This window comes from Arthrobacter sp. Y3221157, assembly GCF_059089865.1.
The window spans coordinates 1-22373 of record NZ_JBNHFD010000046.1 but is presented as its reverse complement, the minus strand read 5'-3'; the positions used below and the strand labels follow the sequence as shown (position 1 = coordinate 22373).

The following is a 22373-nucleotide window of genomic DNA, read 5'->3' as shown; positions in this document are numbered from 1 at the left end:
TTACTCCTCGCCGGTCTGTCCCTGCCCTTCCACCAGCCCGCGGACAGCTGCGATGAAAGTGTCACCACGGTGAGCATAGGAAGAGAACTGATCCATGGAAGCAGCTGCCGGAGCCATCAGCACAGTATCGCCGGAGGCGGCCTGCCGGGCGGCCGACGCAACGGCCAGTGACATCACCTGTTCCCCGGACAGGGGGGAACCCGCTTCGTCGGCACCCGTTGCAGCAGTCTGCACTTCTTCAGTGTCACCCGCTACCGCCTTGATCACCGGGACATCCGGCGCGTGTCGCTGGAGCGCGGCAGTAAGGACCGAAGTGTCCTTTCCGATCAGCACCACGGCTTTCAGCCGGGAGGCGTTCTCCCGCACCAGGTCGTCATAGGAGACGCCCTTCGACAGGCCCCCCGCAATCCAGACCACGTTGGTAAACGCGGCAAGGGAGGCGGAGGCCGCGTGCGGGTTCGTGGCCTTGGAATCGTTGACCCAGAGCACGCCGTTGTGGCGGGCCACCGGCTGGATCCGGTGGTCGCCGGGGATGTAGTCCCGGATGCCCTGCCGCACGGCGGCTGCATCCACCCCGTAGGCCCGGACCAGCCCGGCGGCAGCGAGGGCGTTGGCCACCATGTGGCGGGGCGCGAAGGCGCCGAGGTCTTTCATCGAAGCAAGTTCGGCCGCACTGTCCTTGCGCTCCTCGATGAAGGCCCGGTCCACCAGGAGCCCTTCAACTACGCCGAGCATGCTGATGGCGGGCGTGACAGTTGTGAACCCGATGGCCCGGCATCCTTCCACGACGTCGGCGTTCTCCACCATGCGCTCGGTCTCGAACTGCTCGGCGTTGTAAAGGCAAGCTTTTTGGGTCTGCTCGTAGACCTTGGCTTTGTCCGCGAGGTACGAGTCGTACGAGCCGTGCCAGTCGACATGGTCTTCGGCAACGTTCAGGCAGACGCTGGCCACCGGGGAGAGCGATTCGGCCCAATGCAGCTGGAAGCTGGACAGCTCAACGGCGAAGACGTCGTACTCTACGGGGTCCCGGATGGCATCGAGGATGGGCGTTCCCACGTTTCCCACGGCGATGGCCTTAAGGCCTGCTGCGCGGAGCATCGATTCGGTGAGGCCCACCGTGGTGGTCTTTCCGTTGGTGCCGGTGATAGCGAGCCAGTCCGCGGTCTTCCGGCCTTCCCTGGTCCGTACCCGCCAGGCGAGCTCCACGTCGCCCCAGACGGGGATGTGGGCGCGGGCTGCGGCAGCGAGGAGTGCCTGGTCGGGGCGCCAGCCCGGCGAGGTGACGATCAGTTCCGGAAGTTCCCCGTCAATCCGGGGAATGCGGGTGACGGCGTCCTCCCCCAGCAGCACATCGGCTGCACCGACGATCTTGAGAGTCTCGGCGTGTGCTTTCGCTTTCTCGGTGGTGGCGGCATCCACCACCACCACGCGGGCTCCCAGTTCGATCAGGGTGTCGGCAGCGGCAAAGCCGGAAACGCCGATACCGGTGACGGCCACGCGCAGGCCACTCCAGTCGGAGTCCCAGGTAACGAGGTTTTGCAGGCGGGGGGAAACGGTCACAGCAGTACAACCCATTCAGCGTAGAAGATGCCAAGGCCGGCGGCCACGAAGAGTCCGCCCAGGATCCAGAAACGGACCACCACCGTCACTTCCGCCCAGCCCTTGAGTTCGAAATGGTGCTGCAGCGGCGCCATTTTGAAGACGCGCTTGCCTCCGGTGGCCTTGAAGTAGCCCACCTGGATGATCACGGACAGGGTGATCAGGACGAAGAGGCCGCCGATGATTCCGAGCAGCAGTTCAGTCCGGGACAGGATGGCAAAGCCGGCGATGGCGCCGCCGATGGCAAGCGATCCGGTGTCACCCATGAAGATCTTGGCCGGAGACGTGTTCCACCAGAGGAAGCCCACCAGGGCAGCACTCATGATGGCCGCCAGCAGCGCAAGATCCAGGGGGTCCCGCACGGAGTAGCAGCCGCCGCCGGCTTCCCTTGGGGACCCGCAGGCCTGGTTGCTTTGCCAGATGCCCATCAGGGTATAGGCGCCGAAGACCATGACCGAAGCACCGGCTGCCAGTCCGTCGAGGCCATCCGTGAGGTTTACGCCGTTAGTGGCGGCCGTCACGATCAGGTTGGACCAGATGACAAAGAGGATGGCGCCCAGGACCGTGCCGCCGAAAGCCAGATCCAGCCAGGGCAGGTCCCGGACCAACGAGATCTTGGTGGAAGCCGGCGCCAGCCCGTTCTCGTTCGGGAAGTTGAGCGCCAGCACGGCAAAGATGATGCCCACCGCTGCCTGCAGGATCAGTTTTGCCTTGGCGTTGAGGCCCAGGCTGCGTTGCCGTGAAATCTTGATGAAGTCGTCAAGGAAGCCGACGAGCCCCATCCCCACCATCAGAAAGAGCAGGATCAGGGCGGATGCGGACGGCCCGGGGGAATCCGGGTTCATCATGAACATGATGAGGTGGGTGAGTCCGTAGGCCAGCAGGACCGCTGCCACGACCACCGTCCCGCCCATGGTGGGTGTCCCGCGCTTGGTGTGGTGCGAGGTGGGCCCGTCGTCGCGGATGAACTGGCCATAGCCGCGGCGGACCAGGAGCCGGATGAAGAGCGGTGTTCCCACCAGGGCGCACAGCAGGGCGAGCCCGGCGCCGATCAAAAGTGCAATCACAGCAGAGTGCTCCTTTCATCGGCGGGTTGGCGGGTTGGGGGTAATGCTATCCGATCGCCCAAATGGCGCAGTCCCACGCTGTTTGAGGACTTGAACAGCACCAGGTCCCCGGGTTGGAGTTCCGCATTCAGGAGCTCGTAGGCCTCGTCGGCGGTCTCCGTGAAGATGCATTCGTCCCCCCAGGACCCTTCCTGTACGGCGGAGACATAGAGCGCACGCGCTTCGCGGCCCACCACTACCAGCCGGGAGATGTTGAGCCGCACCACCTGGGTGCCCACGGCGGTGTGTTCCCGGATGGAGTCATCGCCGAGTTCCAGCATGGCGCCGAGGACGGCCCAGGTGCGCCGTCCGCGCCCCAGGTCGGCGAGGGTACGAAGGGCGGCCCTCATGGATTCGGGGTTTGCGTTGTAGGCGTCGTTGATGACGGTTACGCCGTCGGCGCGTTCGGTCCGTTCCATCCGCCAGCGGCTGGCAGCTGTTTGACTGCTCAGCCCGGATGCGATGTCCGCGCCGGAGATGCCGGCGGCGAAGGCCGCTGCTGCCGCTGCGAGGAGGTTCGCGGTATGGTGGGCGCCGATGAGGCGGCTGGAGACGTGATGCGGCCCTTCACCGCCTGGCAGCAGGAGGTCGAACTCCGGACTGCCGCCGGCGTTGGTGTCGGCATTGAGGGCCTGGACGGCGGCGTCTTCACGTCCTTCCGCGGAGAAGCCCAGCACCGCTGCCGTGGTGCGGCTGCGCATCGCAGCCACCCTGTCGTCGTCGAGGTTGATGATGGCAGTTCCGGCGGCGGTGAGTCCCTCCACGAGTTCACCCTTCGCGAGGGCGATGTTGTCCACTCCCCCGAATTCGCCGGCGTGCGCTGTCCCGACGCCAAGGACAACCCCGATGTCCGGCTTGACCATTTCCGCCAGGTAGCGGATGTGTCCGATGCCGGTAGCACCCATCTCGATGACGAGGTAGCGGGTGTCGGTATCCGCACGGAACACCGTGAGCGGTACTCCGACTTCGCCGTTGTAGGACCCCTGCGGCGCCACGGTCTCGCCGTGGGCCGAGAAGATTCCGGCAAGCAGGTCCTTGGTGGTGGTCTTGCCGGCGGAGCCGGTGATGCCCACCACTGTGAGTTCCCCGCCTGCTTCAGCCCGCGCCGCACGTATCCTGCGGACAGCCTCGGCTGCCAGCGCACCCATGGCCAGGACGGCGTCGGGCACCAGGATGGAGGGGTATGGCAGCCCGTCCGGCCCGGCTACGGGCCGCTCGGCAAGGGCCAGGACGGCCCCGGCTTCAAAGGCGGCCGGGAGGAAGTCGTGGCCGTCCGCGAACTCGCCCGGCTTTGCGACGTAAAGCGAACCTGTCGTGGCTTCGCGTGAATCCGTCACCACCGTGAGGGGCGTGATTCCGGGATCGGCGTCCAGGCGCCCGCTGGTGATTTCGGCGATCTCCGCCGCAGTAAATGCAATCATCTCGGTCTAGGACTCTATCCGGTCGGCTTGGAGAACGTTGAATCCCCTGGCTGTCAAGGCGCTCCGCAGTTCCACCCGGTCATCGAGGGCAAGGTTGACGCCCTTCACCTCCTGCCAGACCTCATGGCCGCGTCCTGCGACAAGGATGGTGTCCTGTGGCCGCGCCAGCTCCACTGCCCGGCGGATCGCCTTGTCACGGGGGAAAACCTCCAGAAGTTCGCACGGCAGGCCCTCGCCGGCCTGGGCCTCCTCCGCCCCGGCCAGGACGTCCCGGCGGATGGCCGCGGCGTCCTCATCGTGGGGGTCGTCGTCAGTGACGATAACGGTGTCGGCCAGCCGGGCCGCGATGGCACCCATTGCCGGGCGTTTGCCCTGGTCCCGCTGCCCGGTGGCACCGAAGACCACGATCAGCCTGGAATCCGGCTTGGGTGAACGGACTGCCTCCAGGGCCCGCGCCAGCGCATCCGTGTTGTGCGCGAAATCCACGACGGCAGCAGGTTCCTCGGAGATGAGCTGCATGCGGCCGGGCACCGCCACGGTGAAGGGATCCGCGGCATCCAGGGCCGCCTGCAGGTCCGCCGGTTCCACGCCGGACTGGAGCACCATGAGTGCCGCCAGGGCCGCGTTGGCCACGTTGAAGCTTCCGGGAAGGCCGGTGTGGAGGCGAAGTTCCATGCCTTCCGGTCCACGAAGCGTGAACTCCGTGCCCAGGCCGCGCGGGGACGTCGAGGCGACGATCCAGTCCGCGGCAGTCCCCGGCACGGTGCCCAGGGTGGTGACCGGCACCTCCGCGGCGCCGGCAAGGCGCCGGCCCCACTCGTCGTCGACCGTCACCACTGCTTTGCGTGCGCGGCCGGGCGTGAACAGCTCAGCCTTGGTGGCGAAGTAGTCGTCCATGGTGTGGTGCAAGTCGAGGTGGTCCTGCGTCAGGTTGGTAAAGCCGGCAACGTCGAACATCAGCCCGTCCACCCGCTGGTAGGAGATGGCATGGGAGGAAACCTCCATGGCGGCGGCTGCCAGTCCCCGTTCGCGCATCAGTGCCAGCAGCCCGTGCACGTCAGTTGACTCCGGTGTGGTTAGCAGGCTTGGGATGGGGTCGCCGCCGGCAAGGATCTCGATGGTGCCGATCAACCCGGCACGCTTGCTGAGGGCGGCCAGCAAGGAGGTGATGAAGTACGTGGTGGTGGTCTTGCCGTTGGTGCCTGTGACACCGAAGAGTTGCAGGGAACGGCCCGCGCCTGACTGGCTGCCGTAGATCATGGCAGACAGCGGCCCCACTACATTGCGCGGCGACTCAACGACCAGTACGGGTACGGGCGTATCGGAGGACAAAGCCAGCAGCCGTGCACCGGCGCCGTCCGTCAGCACTGCGACCGCCCCGGCCTCAATCGCCTGGGCGGCGAAGTCGGCGCCATGGCGGGCGGCGCCGGGAAGTGCAACATAGAGGTCTCCGGGTTCCACTGCCCGGGAGTCAAGGGAGATGCCGGTCACTGATGTGTCGGCGGCAGGTCCTGGAACGCTGACGCCCACAGCGTCACCAATGCTGCCCAGCGGCAGCGCCTCCACGGCCGAGGGCCGGAACCGGGCATTGGTGGCAGGAGCGGCGGGAGCGGCGCTGTCCTGGGGCAGGTTGAACTCAGACAAGGAATCTCCGATGGTGCTAGTGGACCGTGGCCGGCGCAGAGGGGACCGGATCAGCGGGCTGCTGGTCCGGACTTCAGGCCGGGATGCTACTTGGCGAACTGGGGCAGCCTGGCCGGCTCGCCGGTGGACGGCTGGACGTTGTAGGTCCGCAGTGCCTGGCTCATCACCGACCGGAAGACCGGCCCGTTGGTAATCCCGTAGATGCTGCCCTTGGGCCGCTGAAGTACCACCTCAACAATAAACCGCGGATCATCCATGGGTGCCATGCCCACCAGGGAGGCGGTGTATCCGCAATAGCCGGCGCCGTCGTCGCACGGTGACTCCGAGGTGCCCGTCTTCGCCCCCACGCGGTAGCCGTCGATGCCGGCATCCTTGATCTGGCCTTCGGTGACGGCGCTCTCCAGGATGTCCTGGACCTGCTGGGCCGTATCCTCCGAGACGATCCGCCGGGAAGGGGCTGCGGGCACCTTCTCCTTCGCGCCGTCGGGAGAAATATAGGAATCGATCAGGCGCGGCTGGAGCATGACCCCGTTGTTGGCAATGGACTGGAACGCCCGCACCGTCTGCAGGGTGGACTGGGAGACGCCCTGGCCGAACAGGACCGTGTATTCCTGCCGGCCATCCCATTGCTCCCAGGGGGTCAGGATACCGGACGCTTCGGCGGGAAGCCCGATGTCCGGGGCCTCGCCGATGCCGAACTTCTGCAGCCATTCGTACCGCTGTTGCTTGCTGAGCCGTTGCCCGGCCATCACCGTGCCGGTGTTCATCGAATAGCCCAGGATGCCGGCGAGGGTCCGTTCCTCAGTGCCGTGGGCGAAGGAGTCGCTGAACGTCTGGCCGTCCACGGTATAGGAGGGACCCAGGGTGAACGTGTCCAGCGGACTGGCTTTTCCCTCCTCGATCAGGGCGGCAACCGTCATCATCTTCTGCACGGAGCCGGGTTCATAGGCGGCCGTGACAGCGCGGACTCCCCGGTCCTTGGCGGCCACCCGGCCGGGATCATTGGGGTCTGGGGCATTGGTGTCCGCCATGGCCACCAGGTCGCCCGTCTTGGCATCCATCACGATGATGGTGCCCCATTCGGCGCCGAGCTTGTCCGTCTGGCTTTGGATGGCCTGCTGGGCGAAGTACTGAAGATCCGAGTTGAGGGTGAGCTTGACGTCCTTGCCATCCTCCGGCGGCGTCAGTTCGTCCATGCCCACCGGGATCCTCAGTCCGTCGGCACCGATCTCGAAGAGCCGCCTGCCGTCCTTGCCGCGAAGCAGTTCGTCCTGGGTCTGCTCGATACCTGCCTGGCCGGTGCTGCCGTCCTTGAGGAAGCCGATAATGCCGCCGGCCACGGAACCGTTGGGATAGACCCGCTTGCTGACGCCTTCCGTGACGATGCCCGGGATCTGGAGTTTCGAGATGCGGTCTTCTACATCCGGCTTTACGTCCTTGGCCACGATGTAGTAGGGCCGCTCCCCGGTCACGGCTTCACGGATGGCGTGCTTGTCCATCCCCAGTGCGGCAGCGAGCTCGGTGAGCCCCTGGTCCCGGGAAACGTCCACCAGCTTTTCGTTGGCTTCGTCGAGCCGCTTAAAGGTTTCGGTCTTGGTGTTGACCCGCTGGTCCACCACCACGTTGTACCGGATGACGCTGTTGGCCAGGACGGTGCCGCTCGAGTCCAGGATGCTTCCCCGCTCGGCCGGCAGGACCGTTTCGGTCATCCGCTTGTCGAGGGCGGCCGCTGCCATGCCGCCAACGTCCAGCCCCTGGACCAGGAACAACTTGCCGCCCACCACCAACAGGAGGGTGAGCATGATGCCCAGCCCCAGGCGCAGCCGTCGGGTGGCGTTGGGTACCTTGTCTGCCGGTTTGCCGGTCCTCTGCGCCACCGTGGAATTCCTTGCTGTTCGTCCCTGTTACCTGCCGGATGTCCTCGCTATTGCCCCGGGACCTTCTGCTGCGGCACAGGTACCGTGCCGCCGTGAAGCTCAACAGGGGGTACCGCCGCGGCAGGCGGTGCTGCGGGCGCCTGCACCTGTGCCTGCGCCTGGCCGGCGGGAGCGTCAGCGGCGGGCGTCTGGGTTGCAGGCGGTGCCGCTTCCACTGGCTTGCGGCTTTCCAGCGGCTCCCCCTTGGTTGCCGGCGGGACCACCAAAAGCTGGCCGGCGACGGCCGGGGCCGGGATGACGGCTCCCTCGGAACCTCCCTTAACTGCCGGTGTCGCCTTGCCCGTCACCGACAGGGTGGACAGGTCGATCTGACCCTTGACGGTCGAGGCCACCATGCCCAGGTCCTTGGCCTTGGCGGCCAGGTTCTGCGGAGCCTCAAAGTTCTGCACCTGCTGGGTGAGGTCCTGGTTCTGCTTGGTCAGGGTGCTCTGGCGGGCGCGCAGCTCCACGAGCTGGTACTGGGCGGTGGAGACCGAGATGTTCAGGACCAGGACAGCGATCAGCGCCACGGCCAGCAGGGCAAAGCACAGCACCACGAAGGGAGCGCGGCGCTTCCGGGGAATGTTGCGGACCAGGGAGAGCGGCGTGCGGCTCTTCCGGCCGGTACCCGGTGATCCTGCAGGCAGGCTGCTGCTGGCTGCCGAACTGCCGGAGACGGCGGGAAAGTTCTTGACGGCAGCGGTGCTCATGCAGCTCTCCTGGCTCTGATTCGTTCAGCCGCGCGCAGCCTTGCTGAGGCTGCCCGCGGGTTTTCGGCGATTTCGGCGGCGGTAGGTACCTCGGTGCCTTTGGTCAGGGTCTTGAGTTCCGGTTTGTGCTCCTCCAGCTCCACGGGGAAGCCGAGGGGCGCCGACGACTTGGAGCGGGACTGGAAGACGCTTTTCACGATCTTGTCCTCCAGGGAGTGGTATGACATCACGACGATGCGCCCGCCCAAAGCGGTGGAGTCGACCGCCGCCGGGACGGCGCGCTCCAGTACATCGAGTTCTTCATTGACCTCGATGCGCAGTGCCTGGAAAGTCCTCTTGGCCGGGTGTCCTCCCGACTTGGCGGCGCCGGCAGGTACTACTGCCCGGATCTGGTCCACCAGTTGTCCGGTGGTGGTAAAGGGTGCCTCTGCGCGGGCAGCGACGATTCGGTTGGCTATCCGGCCGGCAAACTTTTCCTCGCCCCATTTGCGGATGATTCTGACCAGCTCTTCTTCGCTGTAGTTGTTGACCACATCCGCGGCGGTCTGGCCCCGGCTCGTGTCCATGCGCATGTCGAGTGGAGCATCGAAGGAGTATGCAAAGCCCCGCTCCCGCTCGTCGAGCTGCAGCGAGGAAACACCCAGGTCCATCAGGATCCCGTGCACCTCCGGCACGCCCAGGTCCTCAAGGACGTCCTGGATCTCGTCATAGACAGCGTGGACCAGGTCCGTGCGGGCTTCGAAGGGCGCCAGGCGCTCCCCCGCGAGGGCAAGGGCCTCCTCATCCCGGTCGATGCCGATGAGGTGAAGGTCCGGGAAGCGCTGGAGCATGGCTTCCGAGTGGCCGCCCATGCCGAGGGTGGCATCTATTGCCACAGGAGTTTCTCCGCGGAGCCTTGCCGTTTCGAATCCCGGAGCCAACAAATTGATGCACCGGTCCCGCAGGACCGGCACATGGCGTTCGGACGTGGGCTTCGGTTGTTCGTTCATGCCTCGTCCTTTCTCGCCGTCGTGGTCGCCGTACCTGCTTCTTGGGCCAGATCCCCATCCGCGCCTATCGTCCCGCCCGCCTGGCTCCGGGGAAGTGAGCCAGGTTGGCCAGCCGATGGGCGGCTGGAGATCTCGTCCAAGAAACTCCTGATGCTTATTCCGGAAATTCAGAGAATGCCCGGAATGGGATCATCAGTTTCCGAGAAGGCAGTTTCCTTCTCGGCGAGGTATTCATTCCAAGCCTGGGCGTCCCAGATCTCGGCCCGCGAACCCGCCCCAATAACGGCAAGCTCCCTGCCCAGTCCTGCATACTCCCGGAGCGCCGGTGGAATAGTTACGCGCCCCTGCTTGTCAGGTACCTCGTCAGAGGCTCCAGAGAGAAAAACGCGGATGTAGTCACGGGCCTGTTTCGAGGAGATTGGCGCCTCCCGCATTTGCTCATGGACCCGTGCAAATTCCTTCTCACTGAAGACGTAGATGCATCGTTCCTGGCCCCTTGTGAGCACCAGCCCGCTGGCAAGTTCCTCGCGGAACTTCGCGGGGAGAATGATCCGTCCCTTTTCATCCAGACGTGGCGAGTGCGTGCCCAGAAACACTGGCCCACCGCCTGTCCGCTGTCAGGAACTGCACATCCCCAATGTTGCAACCACCCTCTTATGTCCTCCACATTACTCCACTTTCCCCCACAGTCAACGCAAAACACTCCACGGACACCTGGAGTTATGGGAATTGAACCCTGAAATGGCGCGGATTTTGGGCCGGTGGTGGAAAGTGGAGGGCCTTTATCCAGCCAGCGCTGTTGGAAGCACTGCGTGCCTCGCCCCGCTGCCTTACGGTCAGCAGGCATGAGGGGCAGCTGCAACCCGGGCCTGAAAAGAGGGGGCTAAAGCAAAAAGATCCCCTTTCGGGGATCTTTTTGGAATTGCGCACCCCGCAGGGGTGGAAAGTGGAGGGGCCAGGGCCCCGGCGATTACTGCTCGCCCCTGCGCCTTTCATCCCAGCGCTCTTCGAGGCTGCTCATGAAAGAGCTCCTCTGCTTGCCGGACTTTCCGCCGCCGGACTTGGTACCTGTTTTTGCCCCGGCCGAACTTCGCATCGTGGCAAAATAAACGCCGCCGCCCATCACGATAAAGCCCAGGACGCCGACGAAGATGTTCTGCAGCGTGACACCCACCAATAGCAGGAAGACTCCAGCCAATGCGCAGAGGACGCCAATCACCACATGCCGCGTGGACCAGGAACGTCCGGGGTCGGACCCCATGGAATTCGCGAACTTCGGGTCATCCTCGTGAAGCTGCTTCTCCAGCTGCTCAAGCAGCTTCTGTTCGTGCTCCGACAGCGGCATCACGACCTCCTTTTGTAGGCCAACGTCCGGGCTGGTTCCCAGCCACTACTTCTGCACCATTAACGACTGTTGTTCCTTTGTGGTTCCCGCTTTGCCGGCATTGGCAAGAACGAAAAACCAGGCACACAGCCGCGGGAGCGGGAGCATGTCCAAGAGGGTCCGGCAGTAAGTCCAGTCACTCAAAAACTATGTATCTCTAAGGATAGTTTGTTGAGGGCTGTTCTGAAAGACGGCAATCGGCTTTCTGGACCGCCCGCAGACGGGACCTGACCGCTGATTAAGTGCCTGTTCCGGGTTCCATCAACCGGGCCGGCAACACCGACTTGTCGCCGAATTTCCGGGCTACTTCATCCAGCGCCTGTTCCGCCGCGCGCCAGTTGTCATCCCGGCGGTCAATGCTGAGCTGGAGCGAGGTCCGGGAGGCATCTTCCAGCTGCTCAGCCCTTACTCCCACGAGCCGGACCGCCATGCCCCGGTTGCCCGCCGACTCCAGCAGCTGAAGGACCACCGGGTAGATGAGCTGGGCACTGTCTACCGGCGTGGGCACTGTCCGGCTGCGGGTAATGGTGGAAAAGTCGGCAAAGCGCAGTTTCAAGGCAACGGTCCGCGCCACCATTCCCGAACTGCGCAACCGCGCGGCGGTACGGTGCGACAGTCGAAGCAGTTCCCGGTGCAGGACTGCCTGGTCTGCGGTATCCGTGGCAAATGTCTCTTCTGCCCCGATGCTCTTCTCCAGCCGTACCGGGGTCACCGGGCGGGGGTCGATGCCCCAGGAGAGCTGGTGGACGTGTTCACCCGTGGCACCCAGCGTCTTTCGGAGTGCGGATACCGGTGTTGCCGCCACGTCCGCAACGGTCCGGATGCCCATCTTGGCAAGGACCTCAGCCGTTTTGGCACCGACTCCCCACAGCGCACCGACCGGCAGGCTGTGCAGGTAGGGCACCGTTTCATCGGGCCCGATGAGGAGCAGGCCATCAGGCTTGCACCGGGTGGAGGCGATCTTGGCCACAAACTTGGTCTCGGCTATGCCCACCGACGCCGTGATGCCCAGCTCGGAGGCAACCTGCCGGCGGACCAGTTCGCCGATCCCTCTCGGCGGACCCAGCCGGCGGAGGGCTCCGCTGACATCGAGGAAGGCTTCGTCGACGCTCAGCGGCTCAACCAGTTCGGTAATGGACCCGAAGATGGCCATCAGCTGTGCGGAGACCTCGTAGTACAGCTTGTGACGCGGTTCGATGATTACCGCCTGCGGGCACATTCTTGCTGCGACAGCCATGGGCATGGCGGATTTGACCCCGAAAGCCCGGGCCTCGTAGGAGGCGGACAGGACTACAGAGCGCTCCGCCGGAAAGCCGACGATCACGGGTCTTCCACGCAACTCCGGACGCGTCCGGAGCTCCACCGAGACGAAGAAGGCGTCCATATCCACGTGCATGATGCACTTGCGCCTACGGCCCGGAATACGCGCAGCGGCTGGCTGATTGGTATGGTCTGGCCCCACGACTGCAATCCTATCCGCCGGTACTGACTAAACTGGAGGCTGCATCCGGCATCAACTCCAGGAGGAAAATCCCTGTGACGGTCTTTGGAAACCTCAAGCCTGTGGGCTTGGCTGCTCTCGCTGCCGGTGCAGCCCTGGCGCTGGCAGCCTGCAGCCCCACTCCGTCAGCCGCACCGGGATCCACTTCCGCCACGTCCGGGCCGGCCGCCACGCAGGCTACGGTGACGGCTTCGCCCAGCCCGTCCGCTTCGCCCAACACCTCCGCCACCGTCGGCGGCGTGGTGGCAGGTTTCCCGCAGGAACTGCTGCCCCTCATGCCGGGTGCCAGGGTGGTGTCCAGCAGCTTCGACAAGGCGTCGGCACCCGCAACCGCTGCCCTGGTCGCAACAGCGGGCGCGCCTCCCGCCGCCGTGCTCGATTTCTACACCAAGGCGCTGGAGGGGCAGGGCTTCAAGGCGGTTCCCGGTGATGCTGTGGGGGCAGTGGCATCCAAGGACTTCGTCCGGGGCGACAACGAAACGGTGAACGTCGCGGTAGTGGAAGCCTCGGGCGTATCCACCTTCACCATCGGCGCCAATGTGGCAGCCGAGTCAGCCAAGTGACCGCCGCGGAGCAACTGCGGCACGAACAGGCAGACTATGTGGCGGCGGTGGCCGGTGAACTCACCGGGTTCCTGACGTCGCGGCAGTCTGTCATGTCTGCCATTTCCCCTGATATCGATCCGATTATGGGCTCCATTTCCAACCTGGTCACCGGCGGCAAGCGCCTCCGGGCCCTGATGTGCTACTGGGGCTGGCGCGGCGCAGGCGGCGAAGCCGCGGCCGCAGAAGTGGTGACGGCAGGTGCCGCCCTGGAGCTTTTCCAGGCAGCCGCCCTTATCCATGACGACATCATCGACCGCTCGGACACCCGGCGGGGAGGACCGAGCGTACACCGCCGCTTCAGCCAGCTTCACGGTGCCCAGGGCTGGGCCCTGGACAGCGAACGGTTCGGCCAGGCGGCGGCCATCCTCGCCGGCGACCTGTGCCTGTCCTTCAGCGAGGAAGCCTTCACGGACATCGGCGAGCGGGCGGCCTCGGGGAGCAGGGCGAGACTGATCTTCAACCTCATGCGGGCAGAGGTCATGGCCGGCCAGTACCTGGACATCCTGGAGGAAGTGGCCGGCCCGGTCCGGGACCGCGCCGGAGCCGTCAGCCGGGCCCAGTCGATAATCCGCTTCAAGAGCGCCAAATACTCCACCGAGCACCCCCTTGCCCTGGGCGGTGCCTTGGCGGGTGCTTCGAATGAGCTGCTTCGGGGCTATTCAGCTTTTGCGTTGCCCCTGGGCGAAGCTTTCCAGTTGCGGGACGACGTCCTGGGTGTCTTTGGTGACCCGCTCACTACCGGAAAGCCTGCCGGGGACGACCTGCGCGAAGGCAAGAGAACCGTCCTGGTGGCCCTCGCACTCGACCAGGCAACAGCTGCGGAGTCCGCATTCATCGACGGCAGGCTGGGCAGTCCGGACCTGTCGGATGACGACGTGGAGGAAATCCGCAGGATCATCGAGGAATCCGGTGCACTGCAGGCCACGGAGGTTCTCATCAGCGAGTTCGGCTCGGCGGCGTTTGAGGCCCTGGAGGCCCTTCCGCTCGAGGAACTGCCCAAAACAGCCCTGCGGAGGCTGGCTGAGGCCACCGTCAGCCGCGCCTCCTAGGGCTGTTTGTCACCAGGCGAGGGTCTGGGCCCGGCGCCTGATCTCGGTCTTGCGGCCCTCCCGCAGCGCGTCGATAGGCCGGCCGCGCAGCGATTCGTCCTGAGTGAACAGCCAGATGATCAGGTCCTCGTCCGAATACCCGGCATCGGCGAGGACCACGATTGTCCCTTTAAGGCTGTCAACGACCTGCCCGTCCTGGATGAATTCCGCGGGCACAGACCTGATATTGCGGTCCCCCACCCTTAAAGCGGCCAGTGCCCGCTCGTCAATGAGGCTGTGCACCTTGGTGATGGAAACATCCAAAAGACGGGCTACGTCGGGGAGGGGCAACCATTCGCCCACGAGGTCTTCTACATTACTCACGGATCAAGGTTGCCACGGTGGGCCCCCGGGCGCCTAGTCGATAAAGCGCAACCCGGCTCCTGACCTGCGGACACTCCGAAAATCTTTTCTTGCCGGGATTCCCGGAATTCTTGTGCTATTTCCGGATCCATGAGAGATTCACAGTGCTAACGCCAGTAACAGTAATAACTTGAGTAACAGTAGTATCAGGAATGTCAGCGGCATCCCCGTCCGCGCCCGCAGTTGAGAAGAGGATCTTTTCCATGACAATGTCCCGCTCGCCCAAGCGGCCACCCAAGCCGAGCCTGCCAATGATTGCCGCCACCACAGCTGCACTTCCCGCGGTCGTATTGTCATCCCTGGCTGTGGCCGAGCCTGCTGCTGCGGAAAAGCCTGCGCGCGCCCTTCCTGCGACCCTGGCTGCGGCCATGGAAGCGCAGGCGGCACAGGCAAAGGCGGCCCACATTCCTGCCGCTTCGGTGCCCACGACCATCCCCACCGCTTTCAAGCCGGCACAGCCTTCGGCCCCTGCGGAGTACACCATTGTGCGGGGCGACACCATCAGCAGCATTGCCGGGCGGTACGGATTGAACACCGGGGATGTCCTCCGGCTCAACAATCTCCAGGCGAACACCCTGATCTACCCGGGGCAGAAGATCAAACTTTCCGGACAGCCGGCGGCACCGGCCGCGCCCGCCGCTGCGCCCGCACCGGCAGCACCCGCAACGAATGAGGGTGCCACCTACACCGTAAAGCCCGGTGACACGCTGGGAGCGATCGCCGCCCGGCACAATGTGCGCTTGTCCGAAGTATTCAGCTGGAACAACCTCAACATGCGCTCGATCATCCATCCGGGGCAGAAGATCAAGGTGGGCGGCGGACAGCCCGCACCGGCTGCCCCCGCCGCAGCGCCGGCACCCGCGGTATTGGCGAATTCAGGCGCCACCCCCGCCCCGGCCACTGGTTCCTACACGGTCAAGGCCGGGGACAGCCTCTATGCCATCGCGTCACGGCACAACGTCAAGCTCTCCGAACTCCTGTCCGCAAACAAGATGAGCATGAGCACCGTCATCTACCCGGGCAACAAGCTGGTCATTCCCGGCGCCCCCGGCCAGGCTCCGGCCCCGCAGCCCGCGGCGGCAGCCGCACCGCTGGTACCGAGTTCCTTCCTCGGATTCAGCTATCCCGCCGCCGTGGTCAGTTCGGCCAACGAGAACAAGGCGCTCCTGAACGCGGCTCCGGTGCCGTCCCGCGCGGAAATGCGCAACATCGTGGCGGACACGGCACGGCGCATGGGCGTTGACCCTGCGCTGGCCCTCGCCTTCGCCCACCAGGAGTCGGGCTTCGACCAGCGCGCCGTCTCTCCCGCCAACGCAATCGGCACCATGCAGGTGATCCCCAGCTCCGGCCAGTGGGCCTCGGACCTCGTGGGTCGGAAGCTGAACCTCCTGGACCCGTACGACAATGCGACTGCAGGCGTGGCGATCATCCGGCAGCTCCTGGCGACCAGCAAGGACGAAGACACCGCCATCGCGGGGTATTACCAGGGCCAGTACTCCGTCAGCAAGTACGGCATGTACAACGACACGAAAGCTTACGTAGCCGCCATCAAGGCGCACCGCAAAAACTTCGCATAGTCCCAGCGACACTTACTGCGGTGATACGGGGACTGCTGTGAGGAGGGTCCGGACCGATGACGGGTTCGGACCCTTTTCATTGCGGGATTAGGATCAAAGGGTGCAGGAACACGTCTCTGACCCCTTTGTGGGAACGCTGGTGGACAACCGCTACACCGTGCAGTCCCGGCTCGCCCGCGGCGGCATGTCCACGGTTTACCTGGCCGTGGACCAGAGGCTGGAGCGCAACGTTGCACTGAAGGTGCTGCACCCGCACCTGGCCGCGGATGAGAGCTTCCTCGGCAGGCTGGGGCGGGAGGCGAAGGCGGCGGCCCGGCTCTCGCACCCCCATGTTGTGGGGGTGCTGGACCAGGGCCATGACGGCCACACCGCCTACCTGGTCATGGAATACATCAAGGGCCACACCCTTCGCGAGGTCATCAACGACAAGGGGGCCTTGCCGCCGCGGCTCGCACTTGCCCTGATTGATCCCGTGGTGGAAGGACTGGCCGCGGCCCATACCGCGGGCTTCATCCACCGCGACGTGAAACCCGAAAACGTCCTGATCGCCGACGACGGCAGGATCAAGATCGGCGACTTCGGCCTTGCCCGGGCGGTCACCTCGTCCACGAGCTCCGGGACACTGATGGGGACTGTCGCCTATGTCCCCCCCGAGATCGTCCTGGGCAGGCTGGCAGATGCCCGGAGCGACGTCTACTCAGTAGGCATAATGCTGTTTGAAATGCTGACCGGGCAACAGCCGTTCAAAGGCGACGTCCCCATCCAGGTGGCCTACCAGCATGTCAACGGCACAGTGGGTCCGCCGTCGGCCCTGGTGCCCGGGCTGGCGGGCGAGCTGGATGAGCTCGTGCAATGGTGTACGGCCAATGACCCGGAGAACCGGCCGGTGGATGCGAATGCTCTCCTCCAGGAGCTGCGGCACATTCGGACTAACCTGACCGATTCCGAGCTGGACCTGCATCCTCCGGCCGCCCCTGGGACCACAGCGCCTGCCTCCCCCGGTGCCCAGGAGACAGCCCCGGTCCAGGATGCAGCTTCCCGGAATCACACAGAGTTCATTGCGCAAACCAACAACCCCACCACGGTCCTGCCCTCGGGCAGGCCGGCGCCGCCTGTCCATGGACCCGGGCTGGGGCGCGAGCCTGGGCGGCCGGCTCCCGGAGCCGGCCGGGGCAGCCACATCCTTACCCCTCCCGGGGAGGATGTGGAGGAACCCTGGGCGCCCCCGGCACCCCAGCTCAGCAAGCGGGCACAGCGCAAGGCTGAGAAGGAGGACGAGAAGGCCCGCGCCCGGGCCGCCGCGACCCCTGTCCGTTCACTCCGCGAAGGCAGTGCCCGACGGCGGGGCGTCCTGTGGGTGGTGGTCCTGGTCCTCGCGGCCCTGCTCGCCACGGGAGCGGGCTGGTTCTTCGGTATGGGCCCCGGGGCTGCGGCCACCATCCCGGCCGTGGCAAACAGGACGGTGGCGGAGGCCCAGCAGCTCCTCAGTGAAGCAGGATTCAGGTCCACCACGAGGGACGTATTCGACGACGATGTTCCCAGCGGGCTGGTGGTGGGAAGCGAGCCGGAGGCCGGAACGGAAATCCGGAAGTTCCAGCCTGTATCGCTCTATGTGTCCAAGGGCCCGCAGCTTTTCTCCGTGCCGCAACTCTCCGGCGGCACGCTGGACGAGGCCAAGGACGCCCTGAACGGTGCCGAAATGGCGCTGGGTACGGTCACCGCGGAATTCAACGAGGACGTGCCGGCCGGCATTGTCCTGTCCCAGGAGCCGGCTGCCGGGACGCCCGCCAGGCATGGCACGCCGGTGGCCCTGGTGGTCTCCAAGGGACCTGAGCCCATCCCCGTCCCCTCCGTGGTGGGCCAGGACGAGGATGATGCCGTGGACGCCATCGAGGCGGCCGGGCTGCAGGCTGAGGTGGCCCACGAAGAGGTGTTTGACCGGAATGTGCCCGAGGGTGCTGTTGTCAGCCAGTCGCCTGCCAGCGGGACGCTTACCCGCGGCGGCACCGTGACCCTGACCATTTCCAAGGGCCCTCGGATGGTGGAGGTTCCGAGCTTCATCGGGCGGCAGGCAAACGAAGCCAGGCGGGCGCTCGAGGCACTGGGCTTCCAGGTCCGGGTAAACAATGTGCTGGGCGGCTTCTTTGGAACCGTCCGCGCCCAGGACCCCGTGGACACAGAGGTCCCCGAAGGGTCCGTCATAACGCTGACCGTGGTGTAGGCGGCCCAACCGCCCACACCATCCGGCAGGGTCAGTGCTTGGCGAGTGCGCCGGCCACCAGGAATGCCATTTCCAGGGACTGCATATGGTTCAGCCGCGGGTCGCAGACCGACTCGTAGCGGTCCAGGAAAGCATCCTGGTCGATGGGATCGGCGCCGCCAAGGCACTCAGCCACATCATCCCCGGTCATCTCCACATGCAGGCCTCCGGGCACCGTTCCCAGGGAATGGTGCACCTCAAAGAAGCCGCGCACCTCGTCAATGACGTCGTCGAAGTTCCTCGTCTTGTACCCATTGGGGGACGTCACAGTGTTGCCGTGCATGGGGTCGGTGACCCACAGCACCTGGGCGCCGGAGGCAGTAACCTTCTCGACGACGGCGGGCAGCTTCTCCCGGATGTTACCGGCACCCATCCGCGTGATGAACGTCAGGCGTCCCGGTTCGCGTTCCGGATCCAGTTTGTCGATCAGGCGCAGGGCGTCATCGCCGGTGGTCGAGGGACCAAGCTTGACGCCAATCGGGTTCCGGACGCGGGACAGGAAGTCCACATGGGCATGGTCCAGTTCGCGGGTCCGCTCCCCGATCCACAGGAAGTGGGCGGAGGTGTCGTACGGGAAGCCGGTCCGGGAGTCGATCCGGGTCAGCGCCCGCTCGTAGTCCAGCAGCAGGGCCTCGTGGCTGGCGAAGAACTCGACGCGCTTGAGCGCCTCAAAGTCCGCACCGCAGGAGTCCATGAATTTGATGGCCCGGTCGATGTCCCTGGCCAGCGACTCGTAGCGGGCATGGGCAGGGTTTTCGGTGAAGCCCTTGTTCCACTGGTGCACCGAGCGGAGGTCGGCGAAGCCGCCCTGCGTGAAGGCCCGGATGAGGTTCAGCGTGGATGCGGAGGTGTGGTAGGCGCGGAGCATGCGCGAGGCGTCGTGGCCGCGTGATTCGGGGGTGAACTCGTAGCCGTTGACGATGTCGCCGCGGTAGGCCGGCAGGGTGACACCGTTCCGAGTCTCGTCATTGGAGGAACGCGGCTTGGCGAACTGGCCCGCCATCCGGCCCATCTTGATCACAGGCATGGCAGCGCCGTAGGTCAGCACGACGGCCATCTGGAGGATGGTCTTGACCCTGGCGCTGATCTTGTCCGCCGTGGCGGCCTCGAAGGTTTCCGCGCAGTCGCCGCCCTGCAGGAGGAACGCCTTCCCCTGGGCAGCAGCGGCGAGCCGCTCGCGCAGGATGTCCACTTCACCGGCAAACACCAGCGGGGGGAGCACGGAAAGTTCCTTGACGGAGGCGTCGAAAACTTCCTGGTCCTGCCAGCTGGGCTGCTGGGAAATGGGAAGGTCCCGCCAGTCGTCCAGTCCGGGATAGTTGGCGGCTCCGCTCTGGGCGGTGCTGGACAGCGAAAAGGCAGGTTTTGCAGATAGCTCAGTCACCATCTAAGACTAACGGCAGCGCAGGACCACTGGACACCGCATCGTCACGCTGGCCGGCGTCCGCGTCACAACCCCCATGCGCGAAAAAGCCCGCCCATCAGCCGGTGGCGGCAGCACCGCCGTCGTCCGTCCGGTCCTGCTGCCTCACACCGTGGCCGGGAACGGGATCCGCGGGGTTCACGCCGCCCGCCGGCGATGCCAGAGGTTCTGCGCTTGCCTCGGGTTCCACCGGCCTGCCGGCCAGCCGGAGCTTCACTACCGCCGCGTACTCGTCAACATATTCCTGCCCGGAAAGCCGCTGCAGTTCGAACATGATCTGGTCCGTGACTTTCCGCTGGACATCGCGGTCCTCTGCCTGGTCCCGGTAGGCCGTGAAGTCCAACGGCTCACCGAAGATCATGCCGATCCTGCGGATATTGGGCAGCCGTTTGCCGATCGGCTGCACCTTGTCCGTGCCGATCATGGCCACCGGGATGACCGGAACGCCGGCCTCCAGCGCCAGCCGGGCAACACCCACCTTGCCGCGGTAAAGCCTGGCGTCCGGGCTGCGGGTGCCCTCAGGGTAGATGCCGAGCAGCCCGCCGTGGTTGAGCACCTCCATCCCGGCGCTGAGGGATGCCGCAGATGCCGCACCGCCGGAGCGGTCCATGGGCAGCTGGTTGGTCAGCCGGAAGAACAGGGCTGTCAGCCGGCCCTTGATGCCGGTACCGGTGAAGTATTCCATCTTGGCCAGGAAGACCACGGGGCGGCGGACCATCAGCGGCAGGAAGATGGAATCAGAGAACGACAAGTGGTTGGAAGCGATGATCGCCGCACCCCCGCCGGGGATGTTGTCCAGGCCCTTGACCCAGGGGCGGAAAAGCAGCTTCAGGACCGGACCGAGGAAGATCCTCTTCATGACCCAATAGAACACGTGGTGAACCTCTCCGGAAGGCGGCCCCCAGGCTCTCCGCACCGGGCCTGGTCAGCAGTTCAATGCAACCCTACTCTAGTGAGATTTGGCCGGAACAGTGACACGATGGACTCATGACTGAAAGCAGCGTCCCGCCCCGTCCTGCCGCTTTCAGCTATCCCGGGCATGGAGCAAACGCACAGGTGGGCGTGGCAATCTGCCATGGATTCACCGGCAGCCCGCTGAGCGTGCTGCCGTGGGCCGAGCATTTGGCCGGGCAGGGATATGCCGTCTCGGTCCCGCTGCTGCCCGGGCACGGAACGGACTGGCGCCAGCTGGCCAGGACAGGATGGCGCGACTGGTACCGCAGCTACGAGACCGCGTTCCTGGAGCTCCAGGCACGCACCGAAACGTGCTTTGTGGCGGGACTGTCCATGGGCGGGGCGGTGGCCCTGCTGACCGCCTCCCGGCATCCGGTGGCAGGGGTCTCGGTGGTGAATCCGGGGCTCAGTTTTTACGACCGCCGCATCCATATCATTGGGGTGCTCAAATACTTCCAGCGCACAACCATCCCCATCCAGGAGGACCAGCCGACGGCGCCAGCCACCGAAGACGGCGACTACTCCCGCACGCCGCTGGCGGCCGTGCACGAGCTCAAGAAGCTCTTTGGCGCCGCAATCCGCGGCTTGCCCCGCATCACGGCCCCGGTCCAGGTCTTTAAGTCCAGGACGGACATTGTGGTTCCGCCCTCGTCGTTGGCATTGCTCCGGCAACGGCTCGGACCGCGCCTTACTGAGGTGGTGGACCTTGCCAGCAGCGGCCATGTGGCTACGCTGGACGTGGACGCGCCGGAGATCTTCGCCAGGTCCAGCGCCTTCATCCGCGCCCATGCCCGATTGACCAGCACTTCGGAGACCCCATGACGTCCAGCCCGGACCACAGTCCCTTCACCAGCGCGTCCAGCGGGGGCGGGCCCAGGACCGGCGTGGTCCTCTCCCATGGCTTCACCGGCAGCCCCCATGGACTCCGCCTGTGGGCGCAGGCCTTTGCCGCTGCCGGACTCGCTGTGCGCATGCCCTTGCTGCCGGGACATGGCACCAGCTGGCAGGACCTCGCCCGGACCCGCTGGCAGCAGTGGCACGGCGCGCTGGATGATGCCTACCTGGAGCTGGAAGCGGAGTGCGACCACGTGTTTGCGGCGGGGCTGAGCATGGGCGGCGCGCTGGCCCTGCGGGTTGCGGCCACACGCCCCGTGGCGGGAGTGGTGCTGGTCAATCCCGCGCTGGTGATCGACGATCCCAGGGCTCCGCTCGCGGGCATCCTCAAGCTGGTGTTGAAATCCACGCCGGCCATTGCCAACGACATCCTCAAGGAAGGCATGGACGAGGGCGCGTATACCCGCACCCCGGTCGCGGCGGCCCATGAGATGAACAAGATGTTCAGGGACACCATCCGGCTGCTCCCCCGGATCACCGCCCCAGTGCAGGTCTATAGGTCCACCGTGGACCACGTGGTCTCCGATGCGAGCATCGCCGCGCTGCGCCGTGGCTTGAGCGCGCCCGTGGAGCTGGTCCGGCTCGACAACAGCTACCACGTGGCCACCATGGATAACGACGCCGAACGCATCTTCCAGGGGTCGGTGGAGTTCATCCGCCGGGTGCTGGCCGCCGGCGCAGCCCCGGCGGCGGGAAGCCAGGAGGTGCAGCATGAACAGGCATGACTCCGGCTCCCCCGACTCTGCGGACCAGGGAGCGAACCAGGACGACGCCGTCTGGCTGGACCTGGTGGCGCGGCTGGAAGCTGACACCGCTTCCGGTGCGCCGGATCCCCGCACCCCGGATCCGGTGCCGCCCGCAGAGCCGGAGGCTCCGGCAGCCCGGGGAACCGCGTCCTTCCGCGATTTCGATCCCCTGGGCCTGGCGGGCGCAGCCCCG

General features: G+C 65.6%; 19 protein-coding genes and 1 pseudogene. 7 read left to right on the top strand and 13 right to left on the bottom strand.

What is annotated here, in order from left to right; genetic code table 11:
- The 10 genes from murD to dinB all read right to left on the bottom strand — a co-directional run bounded on the left by murD (window position 1) and on the right by dinB (window position 12165).
- Entirely contained in the window at window positions 1–1575 is a 1575-nt protein-coding gene (gene murD, locus AC5RTT_RS12685) for a UDP-N-acetylmuramoyl-L-alanine--D-glutamate ligase (protein WP_494145490.1), read from the bottom strand.
- Window positions 1557–2666, bottom strand: coding sequence for a phospho-N-acetylmuramoyl-pentapeptide-transferase (gene mraY / locus AC5RTT_RS12680; protein ID WP_494145489.1), 1110 nt, complete (start codon window positions 2664–2666; stop codon window positions 1557–1559). Before mraY ends, murD begins: the two co-directional genes overlap by 19 nt.
- Window positions 2663–4126 carry a UDP-N-acetylmuramoyl-tripeptide--D-alanyl-D-alanine ligase gene (locus AC5RTT_RS12675; protein ID WP_494145488.1) on the bottom strand — a complete coding sequence of 488 codons (1464 nt, stop codon included), beginning with the start codon at window positions 4124–4126 and terminating at the stop codon, window positions 2663–2665. Before AC5RTT_RS12675 ends, mraY begins: the two co-directional genes overlap by 4 nt.
- Before the next feature lie 6 nt (window positions 4127–4132).
- Window positions 4133–5770, bottom strand: coding sequence for a UDP-N-acetylmuramoyl-L-alanyl-D-glutamate--2,6-diaminopimelate ligase (locus tag AC5RTT_RS12670; RefSeq protein WP_494145487.1), 1638 nt, complete (start codon window positions 5768–5770; stop codon window positions 4133–4135).
- Between the two features lie 86 nt (window positions 5771–5856).
- Window positions 5857–7647: a peptidoglycan D,D-transpeptidase FtsI family protein gene (locus AC5RTT_RS12665; protein ID WP_494145486.1), complete on the bottom strand. Its 1791-nt coding sequence runs from the start codon at window positions 7645–7647 to the stop codon at window positions 5857–5859.
- Window positions 7648–7694: 47 nt separating this feature from the next.
- Window positions 7695–8396 carry a cell division protein FtsL gene (gene ftsL, locus AC5RTT_RS12660; protein WP_494145485.1) on the bottom strand — a complete coding sequence of 234 codons (702 nt, stop codon included), beginning with the start codon at window positions 8394–8396 and terminating at the stop codon, window positions 7695–7697.
- Window positions 8393–9385, bottom strand: coding sequence for a 16S rRNA (cytosine(1402)-N(4))-methyltransferase RsmH (rsmH, locus tag AC5RTT_RS12655; protein ID WP_494145484.1), 993 nt, complete (start codon window positions 9383–9385; stop codon window positions 8393–8395). The genes ftsL and rsmH overlap by 4 nt, the downstream gene beginning before the upstream one ends.
- A 167-nt stretch (window positions 9386–9552) precedes the next feature.
- Window positions 9553–9981 (bottom strand): division/cell wall cluster transcriptional repressor MraZ, encoded by a 429-nt coding sequence (gene mraZ, locus AC5RTT_RS12650; protein WP_009358613.1) that lies wholly within the window; start codon window positions 9979–9981, stop codon window positions 9553–9555.
- A 374-nt stretch (window positions 9982–10355) separates the two neighbouring features.
- Window positions 10356–10730 (bottom strand): SCO2097 family morphological protein, encoded by a 375-nt coding sequence (locus tag AC5RTT_RS12645; RefSeq protein WP_494145483.1) that lies wholly within the window; start codon window positions 10728–10730, stop codon window positions 10356–10358.
- 277 nt (window positions 10731–11007) lie between these two features.
- Window positions 11008–12165: a DNA polymerase IV gene (gene dinB / locus AC5RTT_RS12640; protein WP_494145482.1), complete on the bottom strand. Its 1158-nt coding sequence runs from the start codon at window positions 12163–12165 to the stop codon at window positions 11008–11010.
- Between the two features lie 140 nt (window positions 12166–12305).
- Between dinB and AC5RTT_RS12635 the strand changes: the two genes are divergently transcribed.
- Both AC5RTT_RS12635 and AC5RTT_RS12630 read left to right on the top strand, forming a co-directional pair.
- A complete protein-coding gene (locus tag AC5RTT_RS12635; RefSeq protein ID WP_494145481.1) occupies window positions 12306–12833 on the top strand; it encodes a hypothetical protein in 528 nt (175 codons plus the stop codon).
- On the top strand, window positions 12830–13924 hold the full coding sequence (locus AC5RTT_RS12630; RefSeq protein WP_494011963.1) for a polyprenyl synthetase family protein: 1095 nt from the start codon (window positions 12830–12832) through the stop codon (window positions 13922–13924). Before AC5RTT_RS12635 ends, AC5RTT_RS12630 begins: the two co-directional genes overlap by 4 nt.
- Window positions 13925–13933: 9 nt before the next feature.
- Here AC5RTT_RS12630 and AC5RTT_RS12625 read toward each other — a convergent pair whose 3' ends face one another.
- Entirely contained in the window at window positions 13934–14287 is a 354-nt protein-coding gene (locus AC5RTT_RS12625) for an Rv2175c family DNA-binding protein (protein WP_494145480.1), read from the bottom strand.
- Window positions 14288–14529: 242 nt separating this feature from the next.
- Between AC5RTT_RS12625 and AC5RTT_RS12620 the strand changes: the two genes are divergently transcribed.
- Both AC5RTT_RS12620 and AC5RTT_RS12615 read left to right on the top strand, forming a co-directional pair.
- Window positions 14530–15903, top strand: a complete 1374-nt coding sequence (locus AC5RTT_RS12620; RefSeq protein WP_494145479.1) for a lytic transglycosylase — start codon at window positions 14530–14532, stop codon at window positions 15901–15903.
- Between the two features lie 100 nt (window positions 15904–16003).
- Window positions 16004–18124 (top strand): Stk1 family PASTA domain-containing Ser/Thr kinase, encoded by a 2121-nt coding sequence (locus tag AC5RTT_RS12615; RefSeq protein WP_494145478.1) that lies wholly within the window; start codon window positions 16004–16006, stop codon window positions 18122–18124.
- Between the two features lie 31 nt (window positions 18125–18155).
- On the opposite strand, the gene AC5RTT_RS12610 is transcribed toward AC5RTT_RS12615, so the two are convergent.
- Window positions 18156–19550: a class II 3-deoxy-7-phosphoheptulonate synthase gene (locus tag AC5RTT_RS12610; protein WP_494145477.1), complete on the bottom strand. Its 1395-nt coding sequence runs from the start codon at window positions 19548–19550 to the stop codon at window positions 18156–18158.
- Between the two features lie 94 nt (window positions 19551–19644).
- Window positions 19645–20460, bottom strand: coding sequence for a lysophospholipid acyltransferase family protein (locus tag AC5RTT_RS12605; protein WP_494145476.1), 816 nt, complete (start codon window positions 20458–20460; stop codon window positions 19645–19647).
- 113 nt (window positions 20461–20573) lie between these two features.
- Between AC5RTT_RS12605 and AC5RTT_RS12600 the strand changes: the two genes are divergently transcribed.
- The 3 genes and pseudogenes from AC5RTT_RS12600 to AC5RTT_RS12590 all read left to right on the top strand — a co-directional run.
- Window positions 20574–21362, top strand: coding sequence for an alpha/beta hydrolase (locus tag AC5RTT_RS12600; protein WP_494145475.1), 789 nt, complete (start codon window positions 20574–20576; stop codon window positions 21360–21362).
- On the top strand, window positions 21359–22159 hold the full coding sequence (locus AC5RTT_RS12595; RefSeq protein ID WP_494145474.1) for an alpha/beta hydrolase: 801 nt from the start codon (window positions 21359–21361) through the stop codon (window positions 22157–22159). Before AC5RTT_RS12600 ends, AC5RTT_RS12595 begins: the two co-directional genes overlap by 4 nt.
- A pseudogene (locus AC5RTT_RS12590) lies at window positions 22146–22373 on the top strand (hypothetical protein); the annotation flags it as partial. The gene AC5RTT_RS12595 and the pseudogene AC5RTT_RS12590, both read left to right, overlap by 14 nt.